A 21,108-nucleotide genomic window follows, 5' to 3' on the forward strand; every position below is an offset into this window, starting at 1 on the left:
TCACAAGCCACGAACGAGTGAGACTGACCAGCGGTCAACAGCGGTACGACCGCCGCGCAACCGGGCTCACACGCGCGGGGACAGCGCCGCGACCAGGGCCCGCGCGGCACCCGTCGGCGTCCCGGCGTGGACGAGTTCCACCCGGTGGACGACCCTCGGTGCGGTGAGCGGCACGGCCACCGCGCCCGGCGTGTCGGCCGTCGCCGAGCGGGGCAGCAGGGTCAGGCCGTGGCCCGCGGCGGCGAGCGCGGCCAGGACGCGGACGTCGGTGCCGTCGTAGCGCAGGGCCGGGCGGAAGCCGCGGCCGCCGTTCGCGGCGCGGAGCTGGGGCAGCGGCAGACCCGTGTCGGGGGCGTCGATCCAGCGGGCGTCGGCGAGGTCCCCGAGGCGCAGTCCGGTGCGGCGGGCCAGGGGATGGCCGGCGGACAGCAGGACGCCGACCGGTTCCTCCCCGACGCCGTGGGTCGTGAGCGGTGCCACGTCGGGCAGCCGGAGGGGGTCGCTGGGGGCGGCGAGGCCGTCGACGAGGCCCACGTCGGCGGTGCCCGCGGCGACGGCGGCCGCTACCTCGTCGCGGGCCAGCACCCGCAGTGTCACACCGGCGGACGGCAGCGCGGCGAGGGTCGCGGGGGTGAGCGCGGTCGCGGAGGCGGCCAGGGTCAGGCCGTGGTCGGGGGCGGCGGCCATCCGCACGACGTCCGCGCGGGCCGCCGCCAGACGCAGCAGCAGGGGCCCCGCGTGTTCGAGGAGCCGCTCGCCGGCCGCCGTGGGGGCGACGGGACGGCGGGTGAGCAGCGGCGCGCCGAGGTCCTGTTCCAGGGCCGCGATGTGCTGGGACACGGCCGACTGGGTGTAGCCGAGGTCGCGCGCGGCCTCGGAGAAGGAGGCGAGACGGGCCACGGTGACGTAGGTGCGCAGGAGGTGCGGGTCCATGCCCACAGGGTCGCATCAGTTCTGCTTATCGGAAGTGCAGAAATCATCGTTGGACGTGAAGTGGAGCCGGCTCCGAGGATGAGACCCATGACCGACAGCACCGCTCAGATCGCCGGCACCGCCCGGATCGCCAAGGTCGCCCTGGTGGGCGACCACTCCCCCAACGTCGTCTCGCACACCCGGATCCCGCTCCTGCTCGACGCCCTCGCCGCCCGGGACCGGCTGGTCCTCGACGCGTACTGGATCCCGTCGGCCGACGCGGAGGCCGAGGACGCGGTGCGCGGCTTCGACGCGGTGTGGGTGGTGCCGGGCAGCCCGTACCGCAGCGAGGCCGGTGTCCTCGCCGCGATCCGGACCGCCCGCGAGGAGGGCATTCCGTTCCTCGGCACCTGCGGCGGGTTCCAGCACGCGCTGCTGGAGTTCGCCCGCAACGCCTGCGGGCTGGCCGACGCGGCGCACGCGGAGAACGACCCGGGCGCCGAGGACCCGCTCCTGGAACCGTTGGCCTGCTCGCTGGAGGGCCACGAGGACACCGTCCTGCTGGAGCCGGGCTCGCTGGCCCGCGAGGTGATCGGCCGGGAGTCCACGGTCGAGCGCTACTCCTGCCGGTACGGCCTCTCCCGGCACTTCGACACCCTGGTCGCGCACGGCCTGCGCTTCTCCGGCCGGGACGCGGCGGGCCAGGTCCGGATGGCCGAACTCCCCGGCCACCCCTTCTTCCTGGCCTCCCTCTTCCAGCCGGAGCTGTACGGCGACGGCTCACGCCCGCACCCCATGCTCCGGGGACTGGCACGAGCCGCGGTCGGTCACGCGACGCGCCGGACGGCGGCGCGGTCCGTTTGACGGACCCTCCGCACGCCGGACGGCGGGCACGATCCGCGTGACGGACACTCCGCACCCCGGACGGCGGGCGGGCGCGGCCCGGTGACGGACACTCGGCACGCCGGACGGCGGGCACGGCCCGCGCGGGCGGTCGGTCGAGCGGCAACGCCGCGACGGTCGCCGTGCGCGGTCAGCCGACCGGCAGGGCGGGGACGGCCGGTGGGCGGTCGGGCAGGAAGCCGTGGGACCGGCGGGACAGGTAGGAGTCCTTGTAACGGTCCACCACCCGGTGCCAGTTCAGGATGCCGGCCATCCAGTTCTGGAGGTCGGTCACATATCCGCGCATGGCCTCGCGGGCCGCCGCAGACAGGCCGAAGTCGTCGTACAGGATGGGCAGTTCGTGCGCGACGACGTGCTCGAACTGCTGCATGCGCTGGGTCATCAGGTCGTGGACGACGCCGAGCGCGGTCGGGTAGTCGCAGCCGAAGAAGTTCTGCACGACGAGGATCGCGTTGTGGACCTCGCCCTCGAACTCGATCTCCTTCTGGTACGAGAAGACGTCGTTGAGCAGGCAGGCGTAGTCGATGGCCGCGTTCTCCAGCGAGCGGACCGGGCCGCTGGCGTACACCTCGGGTGGGACGGCGGGGCCCTGGCCCATACGGCACAGGCTCAGGGTGAGGTCGGAGCCGAAGGTCGCGCGCCGCATCTCCAGGTAGTCCACGGGATCGGGAATGCGGTTCTGGAGCTGGTTGGACAGCTCCCACACCCAGCTCTCCGTCATGCTGCCGACCGCCGCGCGCAGGGTGCGCCGCTGGTCGGGGGTCATCCCGGCCGTCGTACGCGCCCACAGGTCGATCAGCGACCGCTCCATGGCGTTCAGCGGGACGACGGTCTCCTCGCCGTCGACGGGCATGCAGGCCGACAGGCGGGCGGTGGTGACCCGGGCCGCGGCCAGGTCGCGACGGTGGCCGTACACCAGCGGGTAGTAGTCGTCGCCGTAGGTGCCGAACGCGAGCCACGAGGCGCTGAGGTCGAGGGCCTCGGGGCCGGCGTCGGGGTCCAGGCCCGCCGAGCAGACCGCCAGGTCGCAGGAGGCGAGCTTGTCCTCGTCCCACACCCCTTCGGACAGCATGCCCATACGGCGCGCCCACCCGACCAGGTTGTGGCGGGCCCGGTCCAGGTGCGGGCTCAGCTCCACCTGGAAGGGCATGTGGAACTCGGGCAGCCGGGACGGGCCGACCTTCTGGTACGGCAGGTGCGTGTACGCGCGCATGCGTTCCGCGGCGGCCGAGGCGAGCAGGGCGCCGACGTCGGCGGCGGAGGTACCGGGACGGGTCAGCTTCTCCCAGGGCGAGGTGGAGCCGGCTCCCTTGTTCATGTAGCGGCTGGAGCGCATGTGCCACTCGTGGCCGCCGGACTGCCAGTCCTGGAGCCCCTTGGTGTAGGCGGCGACGGCGGCCACCTCGTCCGGCCGGAGGCCGTTCTCCAGGGCCAGCGCGGGCACCTCGGTCACGGCGGTGTGCTCGAACTGGTGGAGGCGGGAGGTGAGGATGTCGTTGACGGTGTCGGCGGCCTCCTGGGTGGTGCAGCCGAAGAACGTCTCCAGGACGAGCACGCCGTTGCTCAGTTCGCCCTCGTCCTCCACCTCGCGCTGGTAGGAGAACAGGTCGTTGCGCAGGTGCACGCCGTCGGAGAAGGTCTCCATCAGCACCCGCAGCGGCCTGGACCCGGCGACGGAGGCGGGGACCTCGGCGGTCGCGTACTCCACGAGCCCCGCGGACCACGGGGCGCCGCCCACCTTGCGGCGCATCTCGATGTACTCGACGGGGTTGGAGATCCGCCCCTCGTTGATGTTGGACAGCTCCCACATCGACTCGTTGAGGAGGTGCTCGGTGGCGACGGCGAAGCGGCGCCGCCAGTCGGCGGACATCGCCGGTACCGTGCGCGCCCACAGGTCGGCGAGGCCCGCCTCGACCGGGTTCTCCGGTTTCGGCACCGGAGTCGCCGGGTCGAGCGGCATGAACAGCGGGAGCCGGTCCAGGTGGGCCTTTCCGGCCGCCCGGTCCGGGGTGCGCTTGAACATGTCCAGGAAGTGGTCGTCGAAGAAGAACACCCACACGTACCAGTCGGTGATCAGCGACAGGGCGGGGCCGTCGCAGTCGGGGTGGGTATAGGCGCAGAGCAGGCCGTAGTCGTGCGCGTCGAGGTCGGCCTGCTCCCAGATGCCGGAGCCCTCCAGCATGCCCATCTCGCGCGCCCACGCCGTCGAGTGGGCGCGGGCCTCGTCGAGGTGCGGGTTGAGCGCGCGGGATACGGCATGTAGAAGTGCGGGAGTTCGAACGGCTGCGTCATGGCCGGGCCCTACCCGGGGGCGCCAACCGTCATCCGTGGCGCGGCACATGATCACACCATCGCGTGAACCGGGGGCGAATCCTTGCGAATCGGGCGCTGTTGACAGCGGGCGGACGCGGCGGCCCGCGCGGCGCTCACTTCCTGGTCTGGATCAGCGCGTGTGTCCCGCCGGTCCGCCAGCTCCGGCCCTCGGCGGCGGTCAGCGCGGCCTCGGTACCGGCGGACAACCCGGTGATCACGTCCGACTTCAGGGTGCGCAGGGCCACGACCGGGCCGGGGAAGTGGGCGGTCACGTCCGCGAAGGGGGTCGTCGGCGGCCACAGCCGGTCGCCAACCAGACGGCGGTAGTTGAGGTCACCCTTCACGATCGTCAGGGCGGCGCCCGCGAACTCGGCACGCAGATCGTCCGGCATCCGCTCGTACGGCAGCGGGGCCGCGGCGAAGGGATGGGCGCGAACCGTCAGCGTGCCGTCCGCCATCGCCGCCCACAGCTGCCGCCCGTACCCGCCGGCCGTCCCCGGAGCGGCCGTCAGGCGGCGCAGCGCGTCGACGACGTCGGCCGTCGTGGCGTCAGAGACGTAGTAGGGGTACGGCTTGACGTGCAGGACGACCCGGCCGGCCCGCCCGTGGGCGAGGAGGTGGGCGGCGAGGAGCAGATCGGGGATCAGTTCGCGGCCGGCGTTGTCGGCGACCAGGCACAGCGCGCCGTCGGCGGCCTGCGGGGGCGCCAGCAGCGCCCACAGGGTCTCGCTGTCGTCGGCGACGAGTCCGGGGACGGCGGCCCTGTCCCGCGCGCCCGCGTCGGAGAGTCGGAACCCGAGGTCGGCGCGGTTGCCCCAGAGGGAGCCGTGCAGCAGAGCCTGTTCCCGTTCCGGCTCCGGGCGGCCTTCAAGGCCGTCGAGCGCGGCGAGTTCCTCGTCGGTCTCGGGGGCGTCCAGTTCGGCGAGCTTGAACGGGCGGAACGGGTCGAGACCCTGCCAGGGGCCGGGCCGGAAGTAGCCGACGGTTTCGAGCAGCAGGCGGTAGAAGTAGCTTTCCGACCACAGCCAGGGCACCTCGTACCAGGAGCGGCCCGCGTACCCGTCCAGCCCCCAGACCCGCCAGCGGTCCCGGTCGTGCGCGTCGGCGGGGAGCGGCTCGATCACACCCTCGACACAGCTCGTCAGCAGCGCGTCCAGGGACCGCCGGACGTCGGGTCCGTAGGGGAAGGCGTCCCGCACCCGCCGGATGATCGCGGGGTGCCGCTCGGCGAGGACACCGCGCGCAAAGGAGCCGGGCTCGTCGCCCAGGATCACGGGCGGAACGGGCGGCACGGGGGTGTCGGACATGCGGATCACGGTATCGCGGGGTGGGCGGGCGGGTCGTAGGGGTGGGCGGGGGTCTGGTTCCACTCCTCCAGGAGGGTCTCGCGTTCGCCGGGCAGCAGGGCGGAGACCGTGCTGAGGGGTTCGCCGGGGTTGCTGGTCAGGGCGTCGAGGAGGTGGGCGAACCGGTCGGCGAGGCGTCGGGCGGTGTCCTCGGTGAACAGGTCGGCGCTGAACTCCAGCCGTCCGGCGAGCCCGGCGGGCGCCCCCGTGGTGTCCTGTTCCTCGGCCAGGTCGAAGGCGAGGTCGAAGCGCGCGCCGCCGGTGCCGGCCGCGCCGAACTCGACCTTCAGTCCGGGGAGTTCGAGGTCGGGCCGGGTGTTGTTGTGCAGGGCGAGCAGGGTCTGGAAGAGGGGGTGGCGGGCCAGGGAGCGGGTGGGGGCGAGGGCCTCGACGAGCTTCTCGAAGGGCACGTCCTGGTGGGCGTACGCGGCCAGGTCGGCCGTGCGGACGCGGTCGACGAGGTCGGTGAAGGTGGGGTCGCCGGAGACGTCGGTGCGCAGGACGAGGGTGTTGACGAAGAAGCCGACCAGGTCGTCCAGGGCCTCGTCGGTGCGGCCGGCGACCGGGGTGCCGAGGGGCACGTCCTGGCCGGCGCCCAGTTTGGCGTAGAGGGCGGCGAGGGCGGCCTGGAGCACCATGAAGAGGCTGGCGCCCGAGCGGGCGGCGAGGGCGGCGGCCCGGCGGTGGGTGGCGGCGGGGACGGTGAAGCCGACGGTGGCGCCCCGGTAGGAGGCGACCGCGGGCCGGGGCCGGTCGGCGGGCAGCTGGAGTTCGTCCGGCAGCCCGTCCAGGGCCTTGCGCCAGAAGCCGAGTTGTTCGTTCGCGAGGCTGCCGGGGTCGTCCTCGTCGCCGAGCAGGTCCCGCTGCCACAGCGCGTAGTCCGGGTACTGCACGGGCAGCGGCGCGAACCTCGGGGCGGTGCCGTCGAGCCGGGCCCGGTAGGCGGTGCCGAGGTCGCGGGCGAGGACGGCGTTGGACCAGCCGTCGGCGGCGATGTGGTGGATGACGACGGCGAGCGTGTGCTCCTCCTCCCCCACCGCCAGCAGGCCGGCCCGCAGGGGTGGTTCGGCGGCCAGGTCGAAACCTCGGGCGACGAACGCCGGGAGGTCCTCGACGGCGGCCAGCGGCACCTCGGCCCTCTCCAGCACCCGCTGGTAGGGCTCGCCGTCCGCCTCCGGGAAGACCGTCCGCAGCGCCTCGTGCCGGGCGACGACGTCGTTCAGCGCCGCCTGGAGGACGTCCCGGTCCAGCGGCCCGGTGAGCCGCAGTGTCCAGGGCAGGTGGTAGGCCCCGGCCGTCCCCTCCAGCCGGTTGAGCACCCACATCCGGCGCTGGGCGTACGACAGCGGCGGCCTCGCGGGCCGTACGGCGGCGGCGAGGGCGGGCCGGGCCGCCCCGGCCGTGCGGAGGCGGGCGGCGAGGCGGGCCGGGGTGGGCTCCTCGAAGACCAGCGCCATCGGCAGCTCCGCGCCGAGCAGCGCGCGGACGCGGCTGATCAGCCGGGTCGCGAGCAGCGAGTGGCCGCCCAGGTCGAAGAAGTCGTCGTCGGCGCCGACCCGTTCGACGCCCAGGACGTCGGCGAAGGCCTGGCAGAGCACGGCCTCCTGCGGGGTGCGCGGGCCGCGGGTGGAGACCCCGGCGAGGTCCGGGGCGGGCAGCGCCTTGCGGTCCACCTTGCCGTTCGGGGTCAGCGGCAGCGCGGGCAGGACGACGAACGCGGCCGGAACCATGTACTCGGGCAGCAGCGCGGCCAGTTCCCGCCTCACGCGCGCCGGGTCGGCCGTACCGGCGAGGTGGGCGGCGAGGCGGGCCGTGCCGGTCTCGCCGAACACGGTGACCACGGCGTCCGCGACCCCGGGCAGGGTCCGCAGGACGGCCTCGATCTCGCCGGGTTCGACGCGGTGGCCGCGCACCTTGACCTGGTGGTCGCGCCGCTCCAGGAACTCCAGCCGCGCCTCCCCCTCCGGGGAGACGGTCCGCACCACCCGGTCGCCGGTGCGGTACATGCGGGCGCCGGGCCTCCCCGCGAACGGGTCGGCCACGAAGGCGGCCCCGGTGCGCGCGGCGTCGTCCAGGTAGCCGCGCCCGACCCCGCGCCCGCCGACGTACAGCTCCCCGGGCACCCCGGCGGGCACCGGACGCAGGGCGTCGTCGAGGACGTACAGCCCGGTCTCGCGCACGGCCCGCCCGATGGGCGCCCGTACGTCGCCGAGACCGGTGGCGTCGGTGATGAGGGCGTGGGTGACGTCGTCGGAGCACTCGGTGGGGCCGTAGGCGTTGACCAGGGGGATGCCGGGGAAGCGGGCGAGCCAGCGGCGGCACAGGTCGGCGGGGAGCGCCTCGCCGGTGACGACCAGCTGCCGCAGCGCGGCGAGGACCGGCGGGCGGGCGCCCGCGCCCCAGGCGTCGAGCGCGGCCCGCAGCAGCGAGGGGACCACCTCCAAGGTGGTGACCGCGTCGGTGTCCGCGAGCCCGAACAGGGACTGCGGGTCGGCGGCCGTGGACCGTCCCACGACCCGCAGCCGGCCCCCGCTCACCAGGGCGGCCAGCATCTGCCACACGGAGATGTCGAAGGTCACCGGCGCGTTGTGCACGAGCACGGTGTCCGCGTCGAGGCCGAGGTCCTCCGCCTTGGCGAGGAGGTGGTTCACCATGCCGTCCCGGTGCACCATGGCGCCCTTGGGCCGCCCGGTGGACCCCGAGGTGAAGATGACGTAGGCCAGGTCGAGCGGGCCGCCGGGCGCCTCCGCAAGGGGCGCGCAGGGCAGGCCGGTGACGGGGGTGACGGGCAGCTCCGCCCCGGCGGCGGCCAGCACGTCGCGTGCCGCGCCCTCGTGCTCCCCGTCGACCAGCAGGTGCCGTACGCCCGCGTCCTGGACCAGGGAGGCGCTGCGGGCCGTCGGGGCGTGGACGTCGAGGGGGACCCAGGCGGCACCCGCCGCGAGGGTGCCGAGGACGGCGGCGACGAAGTCACGGCCGGGGGCGGCGAGGACGCCCACCAGGGAGCCGGGACCGACGCCCGCGCCGGTGAGGTGCGCGGCGATGCCGCCGGCGCGTCCGGCCAGGCCGGCGTAGGTGAGGCTGCCGTGGTCGTCGGCGACGGCCTCCGCGTCGGGCCGGGCCGCGCACAGCTCGCGCACCCGGGCCACGACGTCCGTGAAGGCGTCCCCGCCGGATGCCACCGGCAGGTCCGGTACGTCCTCGCCCGGCAGCAGGGCGCCGATCCGGCCGGACGGCGTCTCGGGTTCGGCGACCGCCGACCGCAGCACCCGCTCCAGCCGGGCCAGGACGTCGGCCGCCTCGGCGGCGGCGTATCTGCCGGGATCGTAGGACACCGTCAGCCTCAGCCGTTCGCCGGGGATCGCCATGAGGCTCAGCGGGTAGTGGGTGGCGTCCTTGGCCTCCAGGCCGGTCACGGCGAGGCCGGGGACCGGGGTGCGCAGGGCGGCCGGGTCCAGCGGGTAGTTCTCGAAGACCAGCACGGTGTCGTACAGCTCGCCCAGGCCCACCGCCCGCTGGACGCGGGCGGCGCCGAGGTGCTGGTGGGGCAGGAGCGCGGCCTGCCGCTCCTGGAGCCGGCCGAGGATCTCGGGGAAGGCCGCGTACGGGTCCAGCGTGACCCGTACCGGGACGGTGTTGATGAACAGGCCGACCATCGACTCGACGCCGGGCAGCTCCGGCGGGCGGCCGGAGACCGTGGAACCGAAGACGATGTCGGTGCGCCCGGTGAGGGTGCCCAGGACCGTCGCCCAGGCGCCCTGGACGACCGTGTTGAGGGTGAGCCCGCGTTCCTTCGCCCAGGCGGTGAGGCCGGCGGTGAAGCCGGTCGGGAGGTCGAGGACGTGGTGGTCGGGCAGCCGGGAGCCGTCCGTGCCGCCGGGGGCGACGAGAGTGGCCTCGGTGAGCCCGTCCAGCGCCTCCCGCCAGGCCGCCTCGGCGCCGGCGTCGTCCTGCCGGGCGAGGTGGGCGAGGTAGGTCTTGTACGGGGTGACGGGCGGCAGCGGGGCCGCCGGGTCGCCGTACAGGGTGAACAGTTCGCTGATGATGACCGGCATCGACCAGCCGTCGAACAGGATCTGATGGGCGGTCAGGACGAAACGGTACGACGTGGCGCCGGTGCGGATCAGGCGGAACCGGAGCAGGGGCGGGCGGGCCATGTCGAAGGGCCGCAGGCGGTCCTCCTCGGTCAGCTGCCCGATCCGGTGCTCGTCGGTGACGTGGTCCTCCTGCCAGGGCAGGGCGATCGTGCGCGGCACGAGCTGGACGGGGTCGCCGTTGTCGCGGTAGCGGAACCCGGCCTTGAGGTGCGGGTGGCGGTCGAGGAACCGCTCGGCGGCGGCCTTCAGGCGCGCCCCGTCCAGCGGCCCGGACAGGTCCAGCACCAGCTGCACGGTGTAGACGTCCAGCTCCCGCCGCCCGGAGACCGCGTGGAAGAGCAGGCCTTCCTGTCGCGGGGTGAGCGGCAGGACGTCGCTCAGGTTGGATCTTCCGCGTGTCACAGGGAGGCCCCCCAGTCGTCCATCTCGTTCTCGAATGCGTCCAGTTCGTCCTGGCTCAGGGCGATCAGGTCCACGTCGCTGGGCGTGTGGCCGCCCGCGTCGGGGTTCTGTGCGTGGGCGACGAGCGCGCGCAGCGCCCGGAACCAGCCCTCGGCGACGTCGGCGGCGTCCGCCTCGTCGAGCAGTTCGCCCGGCCAGGTCCATACGGCGGTCAGGCGCGGCCCGTCCGGCCCGTCCTCGGTGAGGGCGTTGAGGCCGAGCGTGTGCGGCAGCGCGAGCCCGGGGTCGGCGCCCGCCGCGATGAGCGGGGACTCCTCGGTGGTCGCCCAGTCCGCGTCGCGCGGGGCGGGCAGCCGGCCCAGGTAGTTGAAGCCGAGCTGCGGGGTGCGCTCCAGGCCCGGCAGGGCGGCGATCCGGCGCAGCACGCCGAAGCCGACGCCGTGGTCGGGCACGGCCCGCAGCTGCTCCTTGACCTGCTTGAGGACGCGTCCCGCCGAGGGCCCGCCGGCCCACACCTCCGCCCAGTCCGGCGCGCCGAGGTCGACGCGCAGCGGGTAGGTGGTGGTGAACCAGCCGACCGTCCGGCCGAGGTCGATGCCGTCGGCGATCTCCTCGCGGCCGTGGCCCTCCATCTCGATCAGCACCGCCGCCGCGTCGTCGCGGGTGCGGCGCCGCCAGTCGGCGACGGCCAGCGCGTAGGCGGTGACCAGGACGTCGTTGATCTCGGCGTGGAAGGCGGCGGGCACCTCGGTGAGGACCGCCCGGGTCGCCTCGGTGTCGAGGGTGCGGCGCAGGGTGCGGGCGGTGGCGTGGGTGTCCCGCGCCGGGTCGAGGGGCCGCCCGCCGAGCAGCGGGTCGGGGGCGGCCAGCGTCCGCCGCCACAACTCGCCCTCCGCCGCTCGCTGTTCGGAGGCGGCCTCCGCGACGAGAAGTCGGGCCCAGTGCCGTACGGAGGTGCCGACCGGCTCCAGCTCCGCCGGGCCGCCCGCCACGGCCGCCTCGTGGGCGCGGGCGAGGTCGTCCAGGAGGATCCGCCAGGAGACGCCGTCGCAGACCAGGTGGTGCAGGGTCAGTACGAGTCTGCCGGGGCGGTCGGCGCCCGCGTCGAGCCAGGTCGCGCGGAGCATGGTGCCCTGACGCGGGTCGAGGCGTGCGGCGTCGGCCGACGCGGCGTCCCGCACGGCTTGCGCGAGGGCGGGGCCGTCCAGCCGGGCCACGTTCTCGCGGACCAGCAGCCAGGGCGCGTTGACCGTGCCGGGTTCGCGCACCTTCGCCGTCCAGGTGCCGTCCTCGTCGAGCAGCTGCGTCCGCAGGGCGTCGTGGTGGTCGATCAGCGTCTGCAGGGCGGTGGCGAGGCTCGCCCGGGTGGCGCCGGCCGGGGTGCGGACGGCGACCGCCTGCCGGAAGGCGTCGCAGGGGCCGTCGAGGGCGTGCAGCCAGCGCATGATCGGGGTGGGCGGGAAGGTGCCGATCCCGTCGTCCGTGCCGCGCACGACCTGTTCGTCCACCGGGCGGGCCACCGCGGCGAGCCCTGCGGGCGTGCGGTGCAGGAAGACGTCCTGCGCGGTGAGCAGCAGGCCTGCCGCGCGGGCCCGGCCGACGAGCTGGATGGAGCTGATGGAGTCGCCGCCCAGGTCGAAGAACCCGGCGTCGGCGCCGACCTCGTCGAGCCCGAGCACCTCGCCGAACACCGCGCACAGCGCCCGTTCCCGCTCGGTGACCGGGGCCCGGCCGCGGGTGGCGTCGGTGTAGTCGGGGGCGGGCAGGGCACGCCGGTCGAGCTTGCCGTTGGTGGTGAGCGGCAGGCCGGCCAGGGTGACGACGGCGGCCGGGACCATGTAGTCGGGCAGCAGCCCGGCCACGTGGCTGCGCAGGGTCGCCGGGGGCGCCGTCGTGCCGGCCGCCGGGACGACGTAGGCGACGAGGCGTTTGTCGCCGGGGCGGTCCTCGCGGACGACGACGGCGGCCCGGTCCACCTCCGGGTGGGCGGCCAGGGCGGCCTCCACCTCGGCCAGTTCGATGCGGAAGCCCCGCAGTTTGACCTGGTCGTCGGCGCGGCCCAGGTAGTCGAGGACGCCGTCGGCGCGGCGGCGCACGAGGTCGCCGGTGCGGTACATGCGGGCGCCCGACGGGCCGTACGGGTCGGTGACGAACCGCTGGGCGGTCAGGTCGGGGCGGCCGAGGTAGCCGTGCGCGAGGCTCGCGCCGCCGACGTACAGCTCGCCGGTGACGCCGGCCGGGACGGGCCGCAGGTCGTCGTCGAGGACGTGCACGACCGTGCCGGCCAGCGGGGTGCCGATGGACGGCCTGCGGCCGGGCACGAGCGGGTCGCTGACGGTCGCGCAGACCGTCGTCTCGGTGGGTCCGTAGGCGTTGAGCAGGGTGGTGTGCGCGGCCCACTTCTCCACCAGCGCGGGCGGGCAGGCCTCCCCCGCGGTGATCACGGTGATCCCGGACGGCACCGGCCGGTCCTCCGGCCAGGCCGCGAGCACGGCCGGCGGCAGGCATACGACGTCGATGCCGGCGTCGGTGAGGTGGGCGGCGAGCGGATCGCCGGGGGCGCGCTGGTCCTCCGTGGCCAGGACCAGGACGGCGCCGGTGACCAGGGCGGTCAGCACCTCCCAGGCCGCCGCGTCGAAGCTGAGCGAGGCGAACTGGAGCAGCCGGGTCCCTTCCCGCACCCCGAACCGTGCGGCCTGCGCGGTCAGCGCGGTCGCCGAGGCGTGCCCGACGACCACGCCCTTGGGGCGGCCGGTGGAGCCGGAGGTGTAGATGACGTACGCCGGGTCGCCGGGCGCCGGGCCGTGCTCGGGGGCGCGGGTGGGCCGGCCGGTGAGGTCGGCGAGGACGGTGTCGGCGTCCAGTACCAGCGGTTCGGGGGCCGTCGCGGGGACCCGGTCGGCGACGGCCGCCGTGGTCAGCACTGCGGCGGGGCGGGCGTCGTCCAGGACGTACGCGATCCGCTCGTCCGGGTAGGCCGGGTCGATGGGCAGGTAGGCGGCTCCGGCGGCCAGGACCGCCAGGACCGCGGTGACCGTGTGCGCGGAGCGGTCCGCCATCAGCGCCACGACCTGGCCGGGGCGCACACCCCGTTCCACCAGCAGGTGCGCGAGCCGGTGCGCCCGGTCGGCGAGGTCGCCGTAGGACACGGTGGTGCCGTCGGGCAGGGCGAGGGCCGGGCGGTGCGGGTCGGTGGCGGCGCGTGCGGCGAACAGACGGGCGATCGTGGTGGGTTCGGGTGCCTCGACCGCGGAGCCGTTCCACTCGCCGAACAGCCGCTCGCGCTCGGCGGGCAGCAGGGCGTCGAAGCCGCTGAGCGCGGTGTCCGGCCGCTCGGTGAGGGCGTGCAGGAGGCTCACCAGGCGGGCGGCGACCGACTCGGCGCTCTCGTGGGTGAACAGGTCGGCGCTGTACTCCAGCAGACCCGCGATGCCGTCGGGGCGGCCCCTGCCGTCCTGCTCCTCGGTGAGTTCGAAGGCCAGGTCGAAGCGGGCGGTGCCGGTGGGGACGGCGGTCGTCTCGGCACGGGTGCCGGGCAGGGCGAGGTCGGTCGCCGCGTTGTTCTGGAGCGCCAGGAGCACCTGGAACAGGGGCTGGCGGGCCAGCGAGCGCTCCGGGTTGAGTGCCTCGACGAGCCATTCGAAGGGCACGTCCTGGTGGGCGTAGGCGGCCAGGTCGGTGGTGCGTGCGCGGCCGATCAGCTCGCGGAAGGTGGGGTCGCCGGACACGTCGGTGCGCAGCACCAGCGTGTTCACGAAGAACCCGACCTGCCGCTCCAGGGCCGCGTCGGTGCGGCCGGCGACGGGCGTGCCGAGCGGGATGTCGGTGCCGGCGCCCAGCTTGCGCAGCATGGCGGCGAGCGCGGCCTGGAGCACCATGAAGACGCTGGCGCCGGTGGCGCGGGCGAGCGCGGTGACCGCCTCGTGCAGTTCCCGGTCCAGCCGGAAGGAGATCTGCCCGCCGCGGTGAGCGGGCAGCGCGGGGCGCGGGAAGTCGGTCGGCAGCTCCAGCTCGTCGGGTATTCCGGTCAGTTCGCCGCGCCAGAAGTCGAGCTGGCGGGCGGCGAGCGAGCCGGGGTCGGCGCTGTCGCCGAGCAGTTCGCGCTGCCACAGCGTGTAGTCGGCGTACTGCACGTCGAGCGGTGCCCAGCCGGGGGCGTGACCCGCGGTGCGTGCCGTGTACGCGGTGCGCAGGTCCTCGGCGAGCGGCAGCACCGACCAGCCGTCGCCGGCGATGTGGTGCAGCACCACCAGCAGCACGTGCTCCTGGTCCGACAGCGTGCACAGCTCGGCGCGCAGCGGCAGGTCGGCGGCGAGGTCGAAGGGGCGTACGGCCCGTTCGGCGAGCACCGCGTCGAGGTCACCGGCGGCGACCTCGGTGACGGGGAGGTCGAACGGTCCGTTCCGGGCGGGCAGGACGACCTGGACGGCCCGGCCGTCGCGCTCCGGGAAGACCGTGCGCAGCGACTCGTGGCGGTCGACGACGTCCCCGAGGGCCGCGGCGAGCGCCTCGTGGTCGAGGGGGCCGGTCAGCCGTACGGCGCGCGGCAGGTGGTAGCCGACGGCCGCGTCCGCGTCGAGCCGGTCCAGGAACCACAGGCGCTGCTGGGCGAAGGACAGCGGCAGTGCGGCGGGCCGCTCCTGGGCGGTGACCGCGGGACGCGCGGCCCCGGCCTCCGTGAGGTGTTCGGCGAGCGCGGCGACGGTGGGGGCCTCGAAGAGGACCCGGACGGGAAGTTCGGCGCCGAGCAGCACCCGGATCCGGCTGATCGCGCGGGTGGCGAGCAGCGAGTGCCCGCCGAACTCGAAGAAGTCGTCGTCGATGCCGACCTGTTCGACGCCGAGGACCTCCGCGAACACCGCGCACAGCACCTGTTCACGCGGGGTGCGGGGGCGGCGTCCCGGCTGCCCGGCGGTGAGGTCGGGTGCGGGCAGTGCCTTGCGGTCGACCTTGCCGTTGGCGGTGAGCGGCAGCCGGTCCAGGACCACGAAGGCGGCCGGGACCATGTAGTCGGGCAGGGTGGTGGACAGCTCGGCCTTCACCTCGGCGACATCGACGTCGCCGGTGACGAACGCGGCCAGCCGGGTCGAGCCCGCGCTGTCCACGGCGACGTCCACGGCCGCGTCGGTGACACCGGTGACGCCGCGCAACGCGGCCTCGACCTCGCCGAGTTCGATGCGATGGCCGCGGATCTTGACCTGGTGGTCGACGCGCTCCAGGAACTCCAGGCGGCCGTCCGTGCGGTGCCGTACGCGGTCACCGGTGCGGTACATGCGGGCGCCCGGCTCCGTCGCGAACGGGTCGGCGACGAACACGGCCGAGGTGCGGCGCGGATCGTCCAGGTAGCCGCGGCCCACGCCGACCCCGCCGACGTACAGCTCGCCGGGCGCGCCCACGGGCACGGGACGCAGGCCGTCGCCGAGGACGTACAGGCGGGTGTTGCGGATCGCGGAGCCGATCGGGGTGTGGACGTCTCCGAGGTCGGCCTCGGAGCGGATGAAGGCGTGGGTGACGTCGTCGGACGCCTCGGTCGGGCCGTAGGCGTTGACCAGCGGCACGCCGGGGAAGTGCGCGAACCAGCGGCGGCACAGGTCGGCGGGCAGGGCCTCGCCGGTGACGACGAGATGGCGCAGGGAGGCCAGCCGGGGCCGGGCGGCGCCGCTGTCCCAGTCGTCGACGGCCGCCCGCAGCAGCGAGGGCACGACCTCCAGGACGGTGATGTCCTCCTCGTCGACCAGCGCGAACAGGCCCTGCGGGTCGGCGGCCAGGGAGCGCGGCACGACCCGGGTGCGGCCGCCGGCCACGAGCGCGGCGAGCATCTGCCACACGGAGATGTCGAAGCTGACGGGCGCGTTGTGCACGAGCACGTCGTCGGGCGTCAGCCCGAGGTCCTCCACCTTGGCGAGCAGGTGGTTGACCATGCCGGCCCGGTGCACCATGGCGCCCTTGGGGCGGCCGGTGGAACCGGACGTGAAGATCACATAGGCCAGGTCGTCGCCCGTGCCCGCAGCCGGTGCGGCAGCCGTCGGAGCATCGGCGCGCTTCCCTCCCTCCCGGACGTCCAGGAGTTCGACGATCTTGGGCCAGTGGTCGCCGGCCGCCAGCAGCTGATGGGCGTAGCCCTCGCGGACGGGGCTGAACAGCAGGGCCTCCGCCCCGCTGTCGGCGAGCAGGGCCGCCCCGCGGGCGACGGGTGCGTGCACGTCCAGCGGGATCCAGGCGGCGCCCGTGGCGAGCACCCCGAGCACGGCGGCGACGAACTGCGTCCCCGGGTCGGCGGCCAGCGCCACCAGCGACCCGGTGGCCACCCCGGCCCCGGCCAGCCGCAGGCTCACCTCGTCGGCCCGCGCGCACAGGTCGGCGTACGTCAGCCGTACGGTGCCGTCGTCCACGGCGATCGCGTCCGGGCTCGCGGCGGCCAGCTCGCGCACCCGCTCCACCACGTCGGTGAAGCCGCCGGTGCGGACGGTGGCGTTCCAGTCCTCCAGGACGACCTGCCGCTCGGCGGGCAGCGTGACGTCGAGCCGGCCCAGCGGCAGTGCGGCCGGCGCGAGCGCGAAGCTCTCCAGGTGGCCGAGCAGGCGCTCGCCGTGCGCGGCGAGTTCCTCGTCGGTGAACAGGCCCGGGTTGGCGTCCAGCCGCAGCGTCCAGCGTCCGCCGGGCGCGTCCAGGTAGATGAGCTGGAGTCCCGGCACCGGCCCGGTGGACAGGTTGTGCAGCCGGCCGGTGCACTCGCCGAAGACCAGGTCGGCGCCCGACTCCAGCACGTTGACGGTCGGCCCGTACGACAGCTCCGCGTCCCCGGCGAGACCCAGCTCGCGGCGCAGCCGGTCACCGCGGTAGCCCTGGTGGCGCAGGGTGGTGCGCAGTTCGGCCGCGGTGAGTTCCAGCAGGCCGTCGCGGGTCAGCGCGGGGGTGACGTCGAGCGGCAGCGGCAGGAAGTTGGCGCGCATGCCGGGGACCGTGCGGGCCGTCGGCGTGGTCCTGGCCGGCACGGGCAGGGTCAGCAGCACCCGGCTGCCGCCGGTGACCCGGGCCAGGTAGGAGGCGGTGGCCGCGACCAGCGCGGCGGGGAGGGTGACCCGGCTCTCCCAGGCGGCCCGCTCCAGCCGGGTCACGGTCGCTGCGGGAACGGGGGAATTCCACCTCAGCGTGTGCCGTGCCCGCAGCGGGCGGCGCGGGGAGAGCCGGGTCGGCTCGGGGGTCTCCGCGAACCGGCCGGCCCAGAACCGGGCGTCCCGCTCGTGCTTCGCGGAGTGGAGACAGGCCTGTTCGTCGTCGACGAGGACCCGCAGCGGCGGCAGGGGCTCGCCGTCGGCCGTGCCCGCGTACAGCTCGGCGAACCGCCGGTAGAACGGGGTGCGGCTGAAGCCGTCCAGCAGGATGTGGTTGGCCGACACGTAGAAGCGGTGGTGGTCGTCGGCGAGCCGGTGCAGCTGCCACCGTACGGCGCCGTCCGTCAGCGAGGACGGCAGCGCCAGGTCCTCGGCCATCAGCCGGCGCGAGACGGCGTCCGGGTCGGCCTCGGCGCGCAGGTCGCGCACCGCGACACCGGGCGTGGTCAGCGGGGAGGCGGGATCGGCGGGGTCGGCCCGGTCCAGGGTGCCCTCGCGGACCTCCCAGGTGAACTCCCGGATCGTCTGCACGGCTTCGCCGTCCCGCTCGGTGAACACCGCGCGCAGGGCGTCGGTCTCGGCGAGCAGGCCGTGCCAGGCCGCCGCGAAGCGGGCCGGGTCCAGGGGTCCGTGCAGGTCGAGGTGGTCGGCCATGGTGAAGACCGGGTTGCCGGGGTCGAGCTGCTGGGCGTACCACATCTCCCGCTGCGCGAGCGAGAGCGGCAGTTCGTGGCTGAACGACTCGCTCATCGTTGATTCACTCCAGAAGTGGCGGGGGTCGGCCCGGTCCCCAGGCCGAACTCGTCGAGGCCGTAGATGTCCTGGACCCAGTTGCTCTGGTAGATCGTGTCCAGGTAGCGATCACCGAGGTCGGGAGAGATGGCCACGGCGGTGACGTCCTCACCGGGCCGGTGTTCGGCGAGCCAGCGCACCGCGCCGTTGACGACCGTCCCGGTCGAGCCGCCGAAGAGGAATCCGCTGCGCGCCAGCTGGTGGCAGGTGCGGATGGTGTCGATCTCCGGCACGAGCACCATGTCGTCGACGTAGGACTCGTCGAAGAGGGCCGGCCGTACGCCGGCGCCCAGGCCGGGGATCATGCGGGGGCCCGGGAGCCCGCCGAAGGTGACCGAGCCGACGCTGTCGACTCCCACGATCGTCACCTGTGAGCCGGGGCGGTCCCTGAAGTAGCGGGCGCAGCCCATCAGCGTGCCGGTGGTGCCGGCGCCGACGAAGAGCAGGTCGAGCCCGGGGAACTGCTTCTCGATGGCGGGAGCGGTGGTGCGGTAGTGCGCCATCCAGTTGTTGGCGTTGGCGTGCTGGTTGAGCCAGAGCACCCGCTCGTCCTCGGAGCACAGCGCCCGTACGTGGTCCAGTCGGGCTCCCAGGAACCCGCCCGCGCCGGTGGCCTCGGTGATGACGTGCACCTCACCGCCGAGCGACTCGATGGCCTGGCGGGTCGTCAGGTTCGTGCGGGCGTCGACGACGCAGATGAAGCGATATCCCTTGGCTGCGGCGATCATGCTCAGCGCCAGGCCCAGATTGCCCGACGAGGACTCCACCAGAACGGAGTCCGGTCCCAGCGTCCCGCTGCGCTCGGCCGCGTCGATCATGGAAGCGGCTGCCTTGAGCTTCACCGAGCCGGCGAAGTTGAAGGCCTCGCACTTCAGATAGAGCGGCCAACCGTACAACTGCCGCAGGTCCACGAAGAGGTCTTCCTCGTGGAACTCCTGCGGGGTACCGATGATGGGCACCGTGCCCCACCTCCCCCGTCTTCCCGTGTCAGGACCACTCGGGTTCGCCGTGCAGTCCGGCGAGCCCCTGGAGGGCCCCGAGCAGGTTGGCGACCGCTTCACCGACGGCCGGCACCGTGACCGTCGTCGCCGCTCCGCCGGTGAGCGTGCTCGCGGAGGCGGAACCGGCACCCACCGCGGTCACGGCGACGGCGACGACGGTGCAGACTGTGAGGCGAAGCATCGATCGCATGACTAATTCCTCGTTTCGACTTTGTCGGTAATTGCGGAGAGGCCCGCTCGGAGTTTCTCGGAGAAAGTTTCCGGGGCCATCTCTTCGATGCGTTGATTCTTACGCCCCGTGACCCCTGGGTTAAGACTTTCGACTGTCAGGGTCCTGCCGTGACAACGTCATGCCAGATTGATTTCCGGGGTTCCGGGAAAGGGAATTCACCATTCCCCCCGTGGCATATGCGGGCCCGTCGAAATAGGAGCCCAACATTCCGGGAACCGCGGGGGATCGAGGGGGGGGCGGCCGGGTGCCGGCCGGGTGCCGGTTCGGTCGGCGGCCGGGTGCCGGTTCGGAGGCCGGTCAGTCGCCGGTTCGGTCGCCGGTCAGTTGCCGGGGAGGCCGGCCCGTCGCCGGTTCAGTCGTCGGCCGGTCACCGGTTCGGTCGTGGGCCGGTCACCGGTTCGGTCGTCGGCCGGTCACCGGTCCGGAGGCCGGTCGGTCACCGCTTCGCAGGCCGTCAGTCGTTCGTGAAGTCCCGGATCACCCAGCCGCGCAGCGACTCCACCCGCAGTGATCGCGCCACGACGCGCCGCGCGGCGGCATGGGCGGCCGCCTGCGTGGAGGCGGACACGAAAAGGACGAGGTCGGCGCCGTCGGCGCGACCTCCGCGTAGACATGCTGGACACCGTCCTGGGTGCCGACCACCGCCCGGACGGACCGGCGCAGTTCACGGTCGTCCAGCGGCCTGAGCCCGGGCGCCAGGCGCACATTAATCATGTACATAGCAAGCTCTCGCAGCTTGGCCGACAATCGGTCAACTTCGGGTGTAATCGCGCCACAGGTGTCTCATTCCGGTAGGACAGCCAGGGGCCGTCACTGACGATCTACCTAGCCCGCGGGGACCGGGAGAGCGGGAGACTGGTACGTGGTCTGAAGACGTACATAGGGGGCGAAGAGTGTTGCGGATACTCGGGCTGTCATCGGATCCGGAATGTCTGTATCGAGCCATGGTCGGGGAGCCCCACCTGGATGTTCCGGGGCTCGCCTCGCATCTGGACTGGCAGGTCGAGCGGGTCCGGCACGCCCTCGACGAGCTGGCCCGGCTCGCTCTGGTCCGCCCCTCCGGGGACCCACCCGGCGAACACCTCATCGTCAACCCCGAGCTGCGGCTGACCGCGCTGCTCACCCAGGAGGAGGTCCGGCTCGCCGAACGCCAGCAGGCCATCGCCACCAGCCGCCAGGCCGTCACCGAGATCATCGACAGCTACCACAACGCGGTCCGCGACCAGCGCGGACTGGAGGTGGAGCGCATCACCGGCCTGGACATGATCCGCGCCCGGCTGGAGGAACTGTCCCAGGAGTGCGCCGAGGAACTCAGCGCCTTCATCCCGCTCAGCAGACAGCCGGCCGACTCCCGCCGCGCGGTCCGCCCACTGGACGAGAGCCTGCTGGGCCGCGGCGTCCACATGCGCAGCGTCTATCTCCAGGGCTCGCTCAGCGACCCGGACATGACCACGCACTTCGACTGGCTGACCGACCTCGGCGGACGGGTCCGCACCGTGGCCACCCTGCCGCTGCGGCTGATCATCTTCGACCGGCGGGTCGCCATGGTGCCCTCCGACCCGGAGAACACCGCGTCCGGCGCCCTGCTGCTGCGCGGCAAGGGCCTGGTCTCCGCGCTGTGCTCGCTGTTCGAGCACGTCTGGGAGGCCGCGACGCCCTACGGCCAGGAGCCGATCAACGACTCCCGCACCGGCCTGTCCAGCCAGGCCCGCGCCATCCTCAGCCTCCTCGCCCAGGGCTACACGGACGACGTGGTGGCCAGAAAGATAGGGGTCTCGGTTCGCACCTCGCGCCGCATCACCGCCGAACTGATGAGCCAGCTCGGCGCCCGCAGCCGCTTCCAGGCCGGCGTCCTCGCGGGAGAACGCGGCTGGCTGAGAGGCGCGACGGCAGAGAGCGGAGCGCCGGACTGACCGACCCGAACCACGGACACCGGCGGCGCGGGCGAGGCGGGCCGGCGTAGAACCGCAGGCGAGGCGGGCCGGCGTAGAACCG

At 74.0% G+C, this 21,108-nt stretch carries 8 protein-coding genes and 1 pseudogene; 2 read left to right on the forward strand and 7 right to left on the reverse strand.

Annotated features, from left to right (window positions below; translation table 11 throughout):
* Nucleotides 1–66 precede the first annotated feature (66 nt).
* Nucleotides 67–933 carry a LysR family transcriptional regulator gene (locus BM536_RS26620; RefSeq protein ID WP_094103604.1) on the reverse strand — a complete coding sequence of 289 codons (867 nt, stop codon included), beginning with the start codon at nucleotides 931–933 and terminating at the stop codon, nucleotides 67–69.
* Nucleotides 934–1,020: 87 nt separating this feature from the next.
* Between BM536_RS26620 and BM536_RS26625 the strand changes: the two genes are divergently transcribed.
* Complete coding sequence (locus tag BM536_RS26625) at nucleotides 1,021–1,776, forward strand: CTP synthase C-terminal region-related (seleno)protein (RefSeq protein ID WP_073498210.1); 756 nt, start codon at nucleotides 1,021–1,023, stop codon at nucleotides 1,774–1,776.
* A gap of 169 nt (nucleotides 1,777–1,945) precedes the next feature.
* On the opposite strand, the pseudogene cyc2 reads toward BM536_RS26625, so the two are convergent.
* From cyc2 to BM536_RS26655, 6 genes and pseudogenes are all read right to left on the reverse strand, one after another.
* Nucleotides 1,946–4,107 (reverse strand): annotated as a pseudogene (cyc2, locus tag BM536_RS26630) (germacradienol/geosmin synthase Cyc2).
* A gap of 134 nt (nucleotides 4,108–4,241) precedes the next feature.
* Nucleotides 4,242–5,435: a damage-control phosphatase ARMT1 family protein gene (locus tag BM536_RS26635; protein ID WP_094103647.1), complete on the reverse strand. Its 1,194-nt coding sequence runs from the start codon at nucleotides 5,433–5,435 to the stop codon at nucleotides 4,242–4,244.
* A gap of 5 nt (nucleotides 5,436–5,440) precedes the next feature.
* Nucleotides 5,441–9,973: a non-ribosomal peptide synthetase gene (locus tag BM536_RS26640; protein WP_158086544.1), complete on the reverse strand. Its 4,533-nt coding sequence runs from the start codon at nucleotides 9,971–9,973 to the stop codon at nucleotides 5,441–5,443.
* Nucleotides 9,970–17,838 carry a non-ribosomal peptide synthetase gene (locus BM536_RS26645; RefSeq protein WP_094103606.1) on the reverse strand — a complete coding sequence of 2,623 codons (7,869 nt, stop codon included), beginning with the start codon at nucleotides 17,836–17,838 and terminating at the stop codon, nucleotides 9,970–9,972. Before BM536_RS26645 ends, BM536_RS26640 begins: the two co-directional genes overlap by 4 nt.
* Nucleotides 17,835–18,839 carry a 2,3-diaminopropionate biosynthesis protein SbnA gene (sbnA, locus tag BM536_RS26650; RefSeq protein ID WP_073496802.1) on the reverse strand — a complete coding sequence of 335 codons (1,005 nt, stop codon included), beginning with the start codon at nucleotides 18,837–18,839 and terminating at the stop codon, nucleotides 17,835–17,837. The genes BM536_RS26645 and sbnA overlap by 4 nt, the downstream gene beginning before the upstream one ends.
* Before the next feature lie 28 nt (nucleotides 18,840–18,867).
* Nucleotides 18,868–19,071: a hypothetical protein gene (locus BM536_RS26655; protein ID WP_143650969.1), complete on the reverse strand. Its 204-nt coding sequence runs from the start codon at nucleotides 19,069–19,071 to the stop codon at nucleotides 18,868–18,870.
* A 986-nt stretch (nucleotides 19,072–20,057) separates the two neighbouring features.
* Here BM536_RS26655 and BM536_RS26660 point away from each other — a divergent pair.
* On the forward strand, nucleotides 20,058–21,026 hold the full coding sequence (locus tag BM536_RS26660) for a helix-turn-helix domain-containing protein (protein ID WP_073496805.1): 969 nt from the start codon (nucleotides 20,058–20,060) through the stop codon (nucleotides 21,024–21,026).
* Nucleotides 21,027–21,108 lie beyond the last annotated feature (82 nt).

It is taken from the genome of Streptomyces phaeoluteigriseus (genome assembly GCF_001896135.2).
Classification (GTDB): Bacteria; Actinomycetota; Actinomycetes; order Streptomycetales; family Streptomycetaceae; genus Streptomyces; species Streptomyces phaeoluteigriseus.